A 13884-nucleotide genomic window follows, 5' to 3' on the forward strand; every position below is an offset into this window, starting at 1 on the left:
CTGCAATAGACATCGACATTGATAACCTGAAGTGCACCAATATTTCCGAGGCACGGCGTGCTTCGACAGTTTTGATGATGGACACGAAATGACAACGCCAACTTGCCGTGCTTGCGGCACCGATCTTGAACATACTCTTGTTGATCTGGGTCTCAGCCCGCTTGCGAACTCCTATGTTCCACTTGATCACAAGACCGATACCGACCCGGCTTACCCGCTGCACGCGCGTGTCTGCAGCAAATGCTTCCTCGTTCAGGTCGACGACGTTGTCCCGCCATCCGATATCTTTAGTCACTACGCCTATTTCTCAAGCTATTCGAGCAGTTGGGTCGAGCATGCTCGCAAATATTGCGAGAGCGCCACGGAACGACTTGGCCTGAACGAAAACTCATTCGTTGTCGAGGTAGCGTCCAACGATGGTTATCTGTTGCAGCATTTCGTTGCCAACGGCGTGCCGGTTCTTGGCGTAGAACCGGCAGTCAATGTCGCAGCCGAAGCCGAGAAGAAAGGCGTCCGTAGTCTGGTCGCCTTCTTTGGCAAGGAAACGGCTGAGAAAGTTGTTGCTGAACACGGGCATGCCAGTTTAACAGCAGCAAACAACGTTCTGGCACACGTACCCGATATCAACGATTTTGTGTCTGGCTTTGCGACCATCCTCAAGGATGACGGCGTATCGACCTTTGAGTTTCCCCATCTGTTGAACCTGTTGGAGGAAACGCAGTTCGACACAATCTATCATGAACATTTTTCTTACCTGTCATTGTACGCGGTTGAAAAATGCTTTGCGGCAAACGGGCTTAAGGTCTTTGACGTCGAAGAACTGCCAACCCACGGCGGCAGCCTGCGCGTCTGGGCTCAGAAGATGATCGGGACGCGTCCGGAAAGCGATCGTCTGATTGCGTTGCGCTCCAAAGAAGCAGACGCGGGCATTTCAACACTTGCCTGCTACGAAGGTTTTGAAACCAAAGTTCAGAAAATCCGCGACGACCTGCTTGCCTTCCTCAAAAAAGCGAAGGCAGAAAACAAGACGGTCGCCGGTTACGGCGCAGCAGCAAAGGGTAATACCCTTTTGAATTACTGTGGAATTGGGACTGACCTGATTGACTTTGTTGTCGACGCAAATCCGCACAAGCAACAGACGCTTCTGCCCGGAAGCCGCATTCCGGTCCACGCCCCCGACACCCTCAAAGAACGCAAACCTGATTACGTGCTTATTCTGCCATGGAATTTACAGAACGAGATCATGAATGATGTCGCATACGTAAAGCAGTGGGATGGAAAGTTTGTGGTCGCGGTACCTGAAGTTGCAGTCGTGGGATGAAACTAACAAAGACAGATATTGCGGGTGTCGATCTGATCGAGCTTGAAAGGCACGAAGACGACCGCGGTTTTTTTGCACGATCCTTTTGTGTCGAAGAACTGGGTCAACATGGTCATGATTTTACAATCCATCAGGCCAATCTGTCCTTCAATCATCATGTCGGCACATTGCGTGGAATGCATTACCAACAAGAACCCGTTGGAGATCCCAAGATCGTGCGATGCATTGCCGGACGCATATTTGACGTCGTTATTGATCTGCGCGCGGGCTCTCCCACTTACTGCCAATGGACCTCAGCCGAACTTTCATCCCGCAATCGTAAATCATTGATCATTCCGGCCGGTTGTGCTCACGGGTTCCTGACACTCGAGGACAACTCAGAAGTCATGTACCTGATGGGTGCGCCATTCAAAGCAGATCTCGCCGGCGGCGTTCGATGGGATGATCCCGCATTTGCAATTGAATGGCCAATGGCACCGACCATCATCAATGATCGAGATGCAAACTATCCCGACTATGAGCGACTGAAATGAAAGTCCTTGTAACTGGCGCCAATGGCCTGATCGGTTCACATGTTTACGCATCACTGCGTGCGTCGGGACATGATGTTCTGAGCTGCGGGCGTTCCGGTTCGCAGTCATGCACCCATCTGGTGGGTGATCTGCTAGATGTCGAATTTCGATCCCGCATCATTCATGACGAGAAACCTGACGGCTTGATCCATCTGGCATGGCAAACCAGACATGGGCATTTCTGGAATGCACCGGATAATCCCGACTGGATGGCTGCATCCATCGATTTGCTAAGCCGGTTTCTGGATCACGGTGGCAAGCGCGCAGTTCTTGCCGGAAGTTGTGCCGAATATGACTGGACGACCACAAAGCCGGGCCAGAAGACACGCGAAACTGATGCGTGCAACCCAGCAACACTTTACGGTCAGGAAAAGCTCAAACTGGCTGATCACTGCCTGCGTTTGAACGATCAGGGTGCTTCAATCGCATGGGGTCGATTGTTCCTGCTCTGCGGGCCGGGCGAATATCCTGCCCGCTTCGTCCCTGCTGTTACCAGTGCATTACTTGCCAACGATGTTGCAAAGATGAGTTCCGGCACGCAAGTTCGGGACTTCATGCATGTCGAGGATGCAGGTTCGGCCTTCTCGAAGATATTCGATAGTCAATTCACCGGTATTGTCAACGTAGCCAGTGGCGAAGGACACTCACTTCTGTCTGTTGCAAACATGCTGCAAAACGTGATCGGACAGGGACAGATATCTGCGGGTAGCCTGCCTGACCGGCCAGATGATCCTCCCTACCTGGTTGCTGATACATCTGTTCTTGCAGAAACAATCGGCTTCAAGCCGAAATTTGACCTCGCGTCAGCTTTGGAAAGCTGTGTCGAATGGTGGCGAAATCATGAAACTTAAAGATCGCTTGCGCAAACTGCTGGGCATTAAACCCAAGAGGAAACAGCTACCTTCCTATGTAACCATCGGAAAGCACTCCTATGGTTTGAACAAGAATATGATCGCAGGAGTTTCTTCTGACGCATCCCTGACAGTAGGTAGTTACTGTTCGATTGGGCCTGATGTTCTTTTTCTGTGCAAGGTAGATCACCCTCTTGATCACCCAAGCACTTATCCCTTCAAGACCCGCCTGTGGGACACTGAAAATGGTAACCAGGACGCAATTACCAAAGGTCCGATAAGTCTGGAACATGATGTCTGGATCGGCGCGCGTGCAATCATTTTGTCGGGTGTAAAAATCGGAACAGGTGCAGTGGTCGCCGCCGGAGCAGTTGTAACAAAAGACGTCCCCCCATACGCAATTGTCGGGGGAAATCCCGCCAGGATCATTCGAAAGCGGTTCGACGATGAGGTAATCGAACAGCTTCTTGAAACATGCTGGTGGGAGCTTTCTGATGCAAAGCTCAAGGAACTGTCACCATTGCTGTACGGTACACCCAAGGAATTTATAGAAGCAGTTCGCCGCCAATGAGCGAGCTCGCAATAACGGTGATGTTCCGTTAAACCAATCCGCGTGCAATCCTGAAAATCTCGCTGCGGAGCCATTTATGTGCAGCATTCGCCGCATTCCGGACATGCCAGTATTGAGCAAATCCATATCCGGGAAACGCCAGCGGAAACTCGCAGGTCGCAAAGCCCCCCATCATGTTTTCCGACAGCCGTGACGGTAATGTCGCGATGATCTTGGTCCCGCGGATCAGGTTTGGAATACTGGCAAAGGTTGAAACTTGTAGTGCCGTGCGGCGAGATCGGCCAGCTGCACGAAGCATATCATCAATCGCCGACACATCATTCGCCCCGATAATCACGCGCGCATGATCTGCTGCGCAATAACGATCCAACGTATCGGGTGGCCCATCGTGAAAAGCCGGATCATAAAAGCAACGCATCCGTTCGCGAAACAGGGCCTGCATCGCGATATCAGCATGTTTGCCCGCTGACTGAATACTTATGGCATGGTCAATTTTGCCGTTGCGGAGCAAGCTGACAAAATGGTCCTCGCCACTAATCGACAGAATCTTGAGCCGGATATCCGCCTTGCACGCCTGTAAACGTTGCATCAAGGCCGGCAGGACCACCGCGACTTCATAGTCATTGGCACCAAGAGTAAAGCGCGCAAAGTGATCCGGATTATCGGGATCAAATGTTACCACGCGGGTCAGATCCCGCATGCCTTGCAGCAGCACGCGAATTTGCGGCGCAATTTCATCAGCATGTGCGGTTGGCGAGATCGACCGTCCCGATCTTACAAACAACGGATCACCTACGATCTGGCGCAACCGGTCAAGCCCGTGACTGACGGTTGGCTGACCGACACCAAGGCGATTGGCCGCAGCTGTTACCGACCCTTCGTCATAGATGGTCAGGAACAGACGCAGCAAACGATAATCAAGATCCAATTCATCGATATTCATGCATATTAATTATCATATTCATCGAATTGATCATATAACTTATTGCCGTCAAACTCCATGTTATTCACAGGCGCCGCCTGCCCCTTATCCGGAGAATTTGACATGAAAACACTGATTACCGGCGCAACCGGCCAACTCGGAAGCCTCGTTGTAAAACATCTTCTGGATCACCTTCCCGCCAATCAGATCGCCGTAAGCGTTCGGACACCTGCAAAGGCCGATCAGCTTGCCACCCAGGGCATTGATGTGCGCCATGGCGATTTTGACGACCTTGCTTTGATGACGACCGCGTTCAAGGGCATTGATACCGTCCTGATCATTTCGGCAGAGGCCGATAACGCCACGCGCATTGCACAGCATCGCACCGCTGTTGATGCAGCCAAGGCTGCCGGGGTTAGACATCTGGTCTATACCAGCATTGTCAATCCGCGTGCGGATGCCGATTTCACCTATTCGGCCATCCATCTTGATACCGAGAATTACATCAAGGCAAGCGGCCTGGACTATACCCTGCTGCGCAACAGCTTCTATGCCGACCTGCTGCTGGCCGGTGTGCCGCATGCTCTTGAAACCGGCGCTTATGGCGCACCGGCTGGGGATGCCAAAATCACCTATATCCCGCGCAATGATCTGGCCGAAGCAGCAGCAACCGTACTTGCCAATCCGGCCGCACATATCAACAAAATCTATGATCTGACCGGCGGCAAGGCCGTCACCCATACCGAGATCGCAGGTTACATCGCCAAGGCCACCGGCAAGGATATTCAGTTTGCCGACCTGCCCGCTGATGTCCATGTCGGCATCCTCAATGGCATCGGGCTGCCGGGCCATCTGGTCGAAGCCCTTGCCGGTCTTTATGTTGGCGCCAAGAAAGGTGACTACGAAACCGTCAGTAAAGATTTCGAAAAACTTGTCGGACGCAAACCGCAATCTGTTGAGGACTTTATTGCCGGAGCGCTCAAATGATCGGATCAAAATCCATTCTGCGGTCAGCGTTACTCATGGCCTTGCTCACTATCACGCACCCGCTTCACGCAGGCGAGATAGAGGATCGCAATACCGCCAATACCGTCGCATTCTATGAGATGGTCTTTAACCAGCATAATGTCGATGGCGCGATTACCAAGTTTATGGGCGATGAATATATTCAGCATAACCCCTTTGCGCCTGACGGCATTGAAGGGTTCCGCTCAGCCATCACAGGCTGGTTGAAGGCCGATCCTTCGATCCATGCCGACATCGTCCGGACAATTGCCCAGGATGATCTGGTCACACTTCATGTTCGCTCCACGTCCGCACAGGGCGAAAGTGCAGTGATAGATATCTTCCGGCTTGATGCAGATGGCAAGATTGTCGAGCATTGGGATGTTTCCCAGCCTGTTCCTGACCAACAGGCTCACGACAACACCATGTTCTAGACCACTGGCACCGCAACAAACAAACAGCCGCCCGACATTCCGGGCGGCTGTTTGTCTAGATAAGAAAACGGGGCCCAAACGGGCTCCGGCAAGTTTACAGGGAGACATCCTGGAACTGACATTACGGAGCAAACGCCAGCAGGGAAGAAACGAAAAGCACGGCGGTCGATGTGATCGAAAAGACGACATATTTGACAATCATGTTCAGGTTCCTTTGCGGGGAGGCAGGCAAGTCGGCACCGGGGACGCACCACCTTGCCTGCCGGGTAGAACTTGCTTCCGCCGAACTTTCCTATCCGTTTAAGGAACCGGAACATGGCGGGGTAATCGGTTTGGGTTGTTTCAAAGTCCGAGTTCGGACAATTCCGGATGATCATCGGGACGGCGGCCAAGCGGCCAGTGGAACAGCCGTTCCTGTTCAGTAATCGGCTTGTCATTGATCGAGGCAACGCGATGGCGCATCAGGCCGTGTTCATCAAATTCCCAGTTTTCATTGCCATAGGCACGAAACCAGTTACCGCTGTCATCGCGATATTCATAGGCAAAACGCACCGCAATTCGATTTTCCCGGAATGCCCAAAGTTCCTTGATCAGACGATATTCCCGCTCCTTCTCCCACTTGCGGGTCAGGAAGGCGACGATGTTTTCACGTCCTTCAAAGATCTCGGCACGGTTACGCCAACGGCTGTCCTCGGTATAGGCCAGTGCAACTTTACTCGGGTCTTGCCCGTTCCAGCCGTCTTCGGCCAAGCGAACCTTTTGCGTAGCGGTTTCAAGATCAAAGGGCGGAAGTGGTGGACGTGACATGGTTTTCATCCTTGGACTGTCATCAGGAAAAAGACCCCGGTCGACGCGGGCAGATATGCGGAGGGGGGACCGTCGACCGGGGGCGCACCGGAATGTTACGCAGCCGCAGCGCGCACTACCGGGAAGTCAATCGGGGTGCCAAATGCCTCGTTGAGGTAATTGGTGAGGGTGTTCAGCGCGACATGCGCAACAATTTCGACAAGCTCGGCTTCGCTGTAACCAGCTGACTTGACGGCATTGACGTCTTCCTCGCTGACCTGCCCGCGCTGGTGAACCAGTGCAACCGCGAAACGCACGGCAGCATTGGCCTTCTGATCGCTCGACTTGCCATTACGGTTGGCTGCGATTTCGGCATCATCAAGCTTGGCAAGGTTTTTACCAAGATAGCTATGCGCTGACAGGCAATAGTCACAACCATTGATCTGGGCAACAGCAAGCGCGATGCGTTCGCGGGTCTGGGCGTCAAGTGCGCCCTTTGCCAGGGCACCATTCAAACCAAGATAGCCTTCAAGGGCAGCCGGGCTGTTTGCGGTCAGACGGAAAAGGTTCGGCACGACACCGAGCTGTTTGTTGACGGCCTCAAGAAGCGGCTGGGCAGCTGCAGGTGCGGCGTCAATCGACGCAGGAAGTGTAATTCTGGTCATAGGGTTTTCTCCTCAATAGCGAAATGTTCGTGTTCAAGTATCAATATGAATACAGACAGGTCTGTCTACTTGTCAAATATATTTTTAAAACGATCATTCTGAAATTTTGAATCTATTGCTTTTCTGCGACTTTCAGGGCAAAAGAATACAGACCGGTCTGACTATTGGAGATATAAAAGTGCGATCAAAACGCGACGATCTTGTCGATACTGCCTTGCGCCTGTTCTACACACAGGGCTTCAACGCCACTGGAATTGACAAAATTCTGGCCGAGTCCGGCGTCGCCAAAATGACCATGTACAAGCACTTCAAATCCAAGGATGAATTGATCCTTGCCGCGCTGCAACGCCGGGATGAACAGTTTCGTGAATGGCTTGCCGGCGAGATGACAAAGGCATCTGATCAGCCGCGCGAACAGCTCCTTGCGATGTTTGATGCCCTGGAACAATGGTTCCGGGGACGTGCCTTTAAGGGACTCGGCTTTGCGGGCTGTGCCTTTATCAATGCATCGGGCGAGTTTTCACAATCCGATCATCCCGCCCACCGCCTTGCAGCTGAACACAAACAATCGGTTCTCGACTACATCGCCGGCCTTTGCGCGGATGCAGGTGCCAAGGATCCGGTCACACTTGCCGAACAACTCGCCCTACTCAAGGAAGGCGCAATTGTGACCGCTCAGGTACGCGGCCTTCCTGATGCCGCCCAAACGGCAAAATCGATTGCCAAGGGATTGCTTGACGCGGCCCTGCCCGCTTAGGACCCACCCCACAAAACAAAACGGGGCCCGTTACGGCCCCGTTTTTGTATATCCGGTCGTCAGATTTACCTAGTCGTTCAGGTCAACAAGAACAACTTCGCCATTCTGAAGTTTCAGACCAAGCTGCCCGTGTTTAAGGCGCAAGGCATACTGACCAAAAAGATCACGACGCCAGCCATGCATGGCCGGAACATCGGCATTATCATCAGCCGCAATGTTCTGAAGATCATCGCCAGATGCCACCAGACGCTGGGCAACACCCTTTTCCTCGGCGCAAAGCTTTAGCAGCACCTTAAGCAGTTCTACCGTCGGGCCAATCCCGGCCGGAAGTTCGATGCGCTGCTTGGGCTTCGGCCACAGGTCCTGCGGACTGTCCAGGGCTGCCTTGATGGCCTCGATGATCGCCTGACCGGGTTTGGAGCTTCCGAAATTACGGCCAACACCCCGGGTCTTGTCGAGATCTTCTTCACTCATCGGCTGACGCGCGGCGATATCAAGAAGCGTGTCATCGCGCAGAATGCGATTCCGTGGAAGGTTCTTGCGCTGGGCCTCGGTTTCACGCCATTCGCCAAGCGCACGAGCAACTGCCAGAAACTTCGGGCTGTTGGACCGTGTCTTGAGACGCAACCATGCTTCCGCCGGATCAATCGAATAGATCGACGGATCGGTCAGACGTTCCATTTCCTCATTGAGCCATACGGCACGGCCATTGGCCTCAAGACGATCATGGAAGTCTTCAAAGATCACCCGCAGATGGGTGACATCCGAAAGCGCGTAGCTGATCTGTTTCGATGAAAGCGGACGGCGCGACCAGTCGGTAAAGCGCATCGATTTATCAATGCTTTTGCGCGCCACCTTGTTGACCAGCGTTTCATATCCAACCTGATCACCATAGCCCAGCACCATGGCAGCCACCTGGGTGTCAAACACCGGATGGGGCACCTTGCCAGACAGATGAACAAAGATTTCGATATCCTGACGGGCGGCGTGAAACACCTTGATCACGCTTTCATCCTGCATCAGGTCAAACAGCGGAGTCAGGTCAATGCCCTCGGCAAGCGGATCGACCGCAGCACCGTTGTCGGAATGTTCAGGGCTTGCAAGCTGCACAAGACACAGTTGCGGCCAATAGGTCGAATCCCGCATGAATTCGGTATCGACAGTGACATATTCGAACTTGCGCAAGCTTTCACACAGTGTGCGCAGTTCTTCTGTAGTTGTAATAGGTTCCATGAGGATTGCTATAGCATTGCCCGGATCAATTCGCCAGTAGCTTCGATGCAGGTCTGGTCATCAATATATTCAGACAACAGCAGATACCCAGACATCGCCGCAGCCCACTCAAGTCCCTCGGATAATCTCGTCAGATAATCTCGTCTTCATCCAGCAACGGATCAGATTGCAGATGGGTTTCGATGGCATCCATGCGTTCCTGCACTTCGGATGGTCGCTTGATCGAGGCCACATGAAACAGCGCGTCCCCCTGATTGACAATCGGAAGGTTGGTACGCCCGATAATAAGGCCATCCTCACGCGCAAAGACTTCTTCATCGGTTTGCCCGAACGGGTCGGCCACGGCGGCCACCACGTCGCCTGCATGGACAAACTCGCCGGCAATCTTGAATGTCCGCAAGATGCCGCCGACAGGCGCGCGCAGCCAGTGACTGTTCGATGACTTGAACGACTTCACGCGCGGTTCGCGTATGGTCCGTTGCGATATCATGCCCAGTTTGCGCATCACGCGCAAAACACCCGACACCCCTGCCCGGATCGACATTTCATCAAAGCGAAGCCCCTCGCCTGCTTCATAAAGCAGGATCGGCACCCCCAGCTCGCGTGCGGCCTGACGAAGCGATCCTTCGCGCAGCGGGCTGGTCAGAATGATCGGCGCGCCAAAGGCCTCGGCATATTCCATGATGTCAGGATCGTCTTCATTGACCCTGATCTGGGGCAAGTTAACGCGGTTAACAGCCGCGGAATGAAGATCAATTCCGAAGTCCGACCTTTCAACAATTTCATGGAGGAAAAGATGGGCAAGCTGGGCGGCCAGCGATCCACGCGCATGCCCCGGAAAACTGCGGTTAAGGTCGCGGCGGTCAGGCAAATAGCGCGTATGGTTCAAAAAACCGAAGGCATTGACCAGCGGCACCGCAAGCAAGGTTCCGCGCATCCCGCGCAGTCCTGCTGATTTCAGAACGCGGCGGATGACTTCCACGCCGACAATCTCGTCACCATGCACCGCCCCGCTGACAAACAGAACAGGACCGGGGCGTTTCCCGTGAACGACATTGACCGTCAGATTGACCGGCGTGTGATTGGAAAGAAGCGAGATCGGAATATCGACAATCTTGCGTGTCCCCGGAGCAACCTTTTTCCCGCCAATTTCAAAATCAGGGGTCTTGGGAGTTTTGTTTTTTCCCTTGGCCGTTCCGGTTTCGCTCATGCCGTCATCCTTTGCCTTTGGTCCGGACCTTGCCCGGACGGTAATCTTTCTCAAGGAATTCGATAATCATGCTGGCAATATCCTTGCCGGTAGCACCTTCGATCCCCTCAAGGCCCGGTGACGAGTTGACTTCCATCACGACAGGCCCGTGGTTCGAACGCAAAATATCGACACCACAGACATTTAGCCCCATTGCCTTGGCGGCTTCAACTGCTGTTGATCGCTCCTGCGGAGTAATACGGACAGAGCGCGCCGAACCACCGCGATGGATGTTCGACCGGAAATCGCCCTCGGCCCCCTTGCGTTCCATGCTGGCAACGACCTTGCCACCAATCACAAAGCAACGGATGTCAGTATTGCCTGCTTCCTTGATGAACTCCTGGACCATGATGTCCACGCTGGCACCACGGAAAGCCTCGATAACCGATTTCGCCGACTTTTCGGTTTCGCCAAGAACCACACCGATCCCTTGCGTTCCTTCAAGCAGCTTGATCACCACCGGCGCACCACCAACAATCGACAGAACCTCGTCGGTTTTCTTCGGATCGTGTGCAAAGGCCGTCACCGGCAGACCAACACCACGGCGCGCAAGGATCTGCAGCGACCGCAGCTTGTCGCGCGAACGGCCAATCGCAACCGATTCATTGAGCGGATAAACACCCATCATCTCGAACTGGCGAAGAACAGCCAGACCGAAGGACGTAACCGAAACGCCAATGCGTGGAATGACAGCTTCGTACCCCAGAAGCTTTTTGCCGCCATAATAGATTTCGGGTTTCATCGACGTGATATTCATCGAAACACGCAAGGTGCTGATGATGTCGATCTCATGCCCACGCGCCTCGGCAGCCTCGACCAACCGTTTGTGGGAGTAAAGATTCGGATTCCGCGCAAGCATCGCGATTTTCATACAATGAACTCCCGTGGTCGGCATCAAAAGGCGCGCGAACGATCCAGACGTCGTTTGCGGGGCTTTGAAATACTGTCAGAAAGAAAAAACGATCCTGCCGGGAATTTGTTCCGTCACACGATCGTTCTTCTGCGCATCTAACTCTGTTCGGGCTTCCCTGCAAGATAAGATTTCGATGGCAGCACCAAAAATCTTCCTGCCTTCATCGCCGTGCGCCCCAAAAGCATGGGAAACCCCATGATTGAGCGGTTGGCAAGCGACACTTCAACTTTCAATTTGTGATGCCCGACGACGATATGGGTCGACACAATGAACCGTTCTTCGGCATTTCCGTTCGACGAACGAATCTCGCGAAGTTCGACCAGCGGGGCACAACACTGGATGCGCCCGTGACCATCACCGCGATAATGGGGCAAGACGAACTGAACATAATCGCGTCCGTCCAGGGTAATCTGTTTGGGATTAAGCGCGTGCAGCGACGACGTCCTTGCCCCTGTATCGACCTTGGCCTTGATCTGCGGAACATTAAGGTCGGGGAGTCCGATCCATTCCCGCCAGCCCAGAATATGTCCATCAGCAATCAGGGCTTCGGTCTGGGATTTCAATGACGGTTTTGCTTTAACGCGTTGCGGGCTCACATGCACAGTCCGGTAATTGATAATGCCTTGAATATAGACTGCAAATGGCTGAATGGCATACGGATTTAACGCATCCGGACGATTTAGTCCGCGCGATTACCCTGCCCTGTGGCCATCTGGATATCTTCCATCACGCTGCGCACCAGCGGCAAGGTTACGGCACGCTTTTCAGCAAGCGCACGGCGATCAATTGCCGCCACCAGATCGGTCAGTGCCACAAAGGACCGTTCGATCCGGGGCAGGATATAGCTGATGGTTTGCGGGCCTGCCTGAATTTGCCGATCCGCAAAAAGCTTAAGCAGCAATCCGACCATAAGGTCATCATCGGGCGGCGATATCTCGCAGACCAGTGCCGCCCCAAGACGCGATTTCAAATCGGGCAAGGTCACTTTCCAGCGCGCAGGCGGCAAGGTTGCCGTCAAAAGCAAATGCCCGCCCCGTTCCTTGAGCATATTGTAAAGATGAAAACAGACCGTCTCGTCGAGACCGCCATCGGCATCCTCGATGACAAGCCCCTGCGCATCACCAAGAAGCGCGTCGGGATCAACACCGCCAAGATCGCCTGCAGCAACGCTAAGGGCTGCGGACCGAGCCCGCCACACTTCGGCCAGATGGCTTTTGCCACATCCCTTGGGCCCATAAAGACACAATGCCGGCACCGGCCAGTTCGGCCACTGGTCAATCCAGGCCACCGCTTCGCGGTTACATTGGGCAACCATGAAATCATCACGTCCAAGAGCCGGGCGCAATTCAAGAGCCAGTGGCAATTGTTGCGGGGCGACTTCGGGCGTGATTGCCGCGCGGTCATCCTGCACATCCGCCACCGGATTGTCTGTTTCATTGGCCGGATTGTTTGTTGCCCGGGTCACGATGGTCTCAATTCTCGCCGTCTGTAACCGCATCACCGCGTGGATGATCCGGTCCGTGGTCATATAGATGACTACTGAGATACTGCCTTAAACCGTAACGCACAAGTACGCCGATCACCGCCGCAACCGGAACCGCCAGCATCACCCCAAGCAAACCGAACACCGCACCACCGGCAAGCAAGGCAAACATCACCCAGACCGCATGAAGACCGACTTTGTCGCCAACCAGTTTGGGGGTCAGGAAGTTGCCTTCCAAAATCTGTCCGATCCCGAACACCAGCGCGACAAGACCAAGATCAACACCAAATCCGAACTGGGCAATCGCAACCCCCATCCCGACCGCAAAGCCTGCGATCATGCCAAAATACGGCACAAAGGATACCAAGCCGGTCATAAGCCCGATCACAAAGCCGAATTCAAGTCCGGCAAGCGTCAGGCCCAATCCGTAAAACAGGCCAAGCAAGACGCAAACGGTTGCCTGCCCGCGCACGAACCCGGCAAGGGTTTCATCGATCTCGCTGGCACATTGGCGGATATCCTCGGCCGAACGACGCGGCAGATAGCTATCGATCTTGGCAACAATCTTGTCCCAGTCGCGCAACAGATAGAACGACACAACCGGGGTAATAAACAGCAAACTCAGGAAGTTCAGAAGCGCCAGACCACCGGAAAGCACATTGGTCAGAACATTGCCAACCCACTTGAGCGCATTGGCACTTTGGCCCTTAACAGCATCGGAAACACTTTGCAGGGTCTCGGGCGCAACGCGGTCAAGGATATGCTGCAAATACGGTGCAACATTGGTGCGCAACGCATCGACATAGCCCGGCAACCGTTCAAGGAACCCGGCAAGCTGGCTTCCGATCATTGGGACGATCAAAAGCAGCACCAGAATAAAGACAAGGAAGAACAACACCGTAATGATGCTTGTCGCGATGGTTCGGCTAGCACCGCGCGCTTCAAGCTTGTCTGCCAGCGGATCAAGGAAATAGGCAATCGCCATCCCGGCAACAAACGGCAACAGGATGCCCGAAAACAGCCAGACCAGAAAGAAGAAGGCGACAGTGAATAAAAGCCAGAAACGTGCCTTTTGCCGTAACGTCATGTCTGGGTACCCCTTTTTGCCAGACGCCCGAAACC

The 13884-nt window shown here is 53.8% G+C and carries 16 protein-coding genes; 7 read left to right on the forward strand and 9 right to left on the reverse strand.

The window, feature by feature from the left end; translation table 11 throughout:
* Positions 1-88: 88 nt before the first annotated feature.
* From TH30_RS14360 to TH30_RS14375, 4 genes are read left to right on the forward strand one after another with little or no spacing between them, the layout of a single operon-like run.
* The gene (locus tag TH30_RS14360; RefSeq protein WP_114098790.1) at positions 89-1321 is read left to right on the forward strand and encodes a class I SAM-dependent methyltransferase; all 1233 of its coding nucleotides are present in this window, start codon (positions 89-91) and stop codon (positions 1319-1321) included.
* Positions 1318-1854 (forward strand): dTDP-4-dehydrorhamnose 3,5-epimerase, encoded by a 537-nt coding sequence (gene rfbC / locus TH30_RS14365; protein ID WP_114098791.1) that lies wholly within the window; start codon positions 1318-1320, stop codon positions 1852-1854. Before TH30_RS14360 ends, rfbC begins: the two co-directional genes overlap by 4 nt.
* A complete protein-coding gene (locus tag TH30_RS14370) occupies positions 1851-2744 on the forward strand; it encodes an NAD-dependent epimerase/dehydratase family protein (RefSeq protein WP_114098792.1) in 894 nt (297 codons plus the stop codon). Before rfbC ends, TH30_RS14370 begins: the two co-directional genes overlap by 4 nt.
* Positions 2734-3315 carry a CatB-related O-acetyltransferase gene (locus TH30_RS14375; RefSeq protein WP_181850299.1) on the forward strand — a complete coding sequence of 194 codons (582 nt, stop codon included), beginning with the start codon at positions 2734-2736 and terminating at the stop codon, positions 3313-3315. Before TH30_RS14370 ends, TH30_RS14375 begins: the two co-directional genes overlap by 11 nt.
* 28 nt (positions 3316-3343) lie before the next feature.
* Here TH30_RS14375 and TH30_RS14380 read toward each other — a convergent pair whose 3' ends face one another.
* Positions 3344-4258 carry a LysR family transcriptional regulator gene (locus TH30_RS14380; RefSeq protein ID WP_114098794.1) on the reverse strand — a complete coding sequence of 305 codons (915 nt, stop codon included), beginning with the start codon at positions 4256-4258 and terminating at the stop codon, positions 3344-3346.
* Positions 4259-4360: 102 nt separating this feature from the next.
* Here TH30_RS14380 and TH30_RS14385 point away from each other — a divergent pair, with 102 nt between their 5' ends.
* Positions 4361-5224 (forward strand): SDR family oxidoreductase, encoded by an 864-nt coding sequence (locus TH30_RS14385; protein WP_114098795.1) that lies wholly within the window; start codon positions 4361-4363, stop codon positions 5222-5224.
* Complete coding sequence (locus tag TH30_RS14390; protein ID WP_114098796.1) at positions 5221-5676, forward strand: nuclear transport factor 2 family protein; 456 nt, start codon at positions 5221-5223, stop codon at positions 5674-5676. The genes TH30_RS14385 and TH30_RS14390 overlap by 4 nt, the downstream gene beginning before the upstream one ends.
* Positions 5677-6018: 342 nt before the next feature.
* Here TH30_RS14390 and TH30_RS14395 read toward each other — a convergent pair whose 3' ends face one another.
* Together TH30_RS14395 and TH30_RS14400 are read right to left on the reverse strand one after the other, a co-directional pair.
* Positions 6019-6483 carry a nuclear transport factor 2 family protein gene (locus TH30_RS14395; RefSeq protein WP_114098883.1) on the reverse strand — a complete coding sequence of 155 codons (465 nt, stop codon included), beginning with the start codon at positions 6481-6483 and terminating at the stop codon, positions 6019-6021.
* Between the two features lie 95 nt (positions 6484-6578).
* A complete protein-coding gene (locus TH30_RS14400) occupies positions 6579-7127 on the reverse strand; it encodes a carboxymuconolactone decarboxylase family protein (protein ID WP_114098797.1) in 549 nt (182 codons plus the stop codon).
* A 178-nt stretch (positions 7128-7305) separates the two neighbouring features.
* Between TH30_RS14400 and TH30_RS14405 the strand changes: the two genes are divergently transcribed.
* A complete protein-coding gene (locus TH30_RS14405; protein WP_114098798.1) occupies positions 7306-7884 on the forward strand; it encodes a TetR/AcrR family transcriptional regulator in 579 nt (192 codons plus the stop codon).
* 69 nt (positions 7885-7953) lie between these two features.
* On the opposite strand, the gene rnd is transcribed toward TH30_RS14405, so the two are convergent.
* From rnd to TH30_RS14435, 6 genes are all read right to left on the reverse strand, one after another.
* On the reverse strand, positions 7954-9117 hold the full coding sequence (rnd, locus tag TH30_RS14410; RefSeq protein WP_114098799.1) for a ribonuclease D: 1164 nt from the start codon (positions 9115-9117) through the stop codon (positions 7954-7956).
* Between the two features lie 130 nt (positions 9118-9247).
* Positions 9248-10327 carry a succinylglutamate desuccinylase/aspartoacylase family protein gene (locus TH30_RS14415; protein WP_114098800.1) on the reverse strand — a complete coding sequence of 360 codons (1080 nt, stop codon included), beginning with the start codon at positions 10325-10327 and terminating at the stop codon, positions 9248-9250.
* Positions 10328-10331: 4 nt separating this feature from the next.
* On the reverse strand, positions 10332-11237 hold the full coding sequence (gene rimK, locus TH30_RS14420; protein ID WP_114098801.1) for a 30S ribosomal protein S6--L-glutamate ligase: 906 nt from the start codon (positions 11235-11237) through the stop codon (positions 10332-10334).
* A 137-nt stretch (positions 11238-11374) separates the two neighbouring features.
* Positions 11375-11875: an ATP-dependent zinc protease family protein gene (locus TH30_RS14425; protein WP_114098802.1), complete on the reverse strand. Its 501-nt coding sequence runs from the start codon at positions 11873-11875 to the stop codon at positions 11375-11377.
* 83 nt (positions 11876-11958) lie between these two features.
* Entirely contained in the window at positions 11959-12744 is a 786-nt protein-coding gene (locus TH30_RS14430) for an HdaA/DnaA family protein (protein ID WP_309471224.1), read from the reverse strand.
* 7 nt (positions 12745-12751) lie between these two features.
* Positions 12752-13849, reverse strand: a complete 1098-nt coding sequence (locus TH30_RS14435) for an AI-2E family transporter (RefSeq protein WP_114098804.1) — start codon at positions 13847-13849, stop codon at positions 12752-12754.
* Positions 13850-13884: the final 35 nt, after the last annotated feature.

The organism is Thalassospira profundimaris (genome assembly GCF_003326795.1).
Classification (GTDB): Bacteria; Pseudomonadota; Alphaproteobacteria; order Rhodospirillales; family Thalassospiraceae; genus Thalassospira; species Thalassospira profundimaris_C.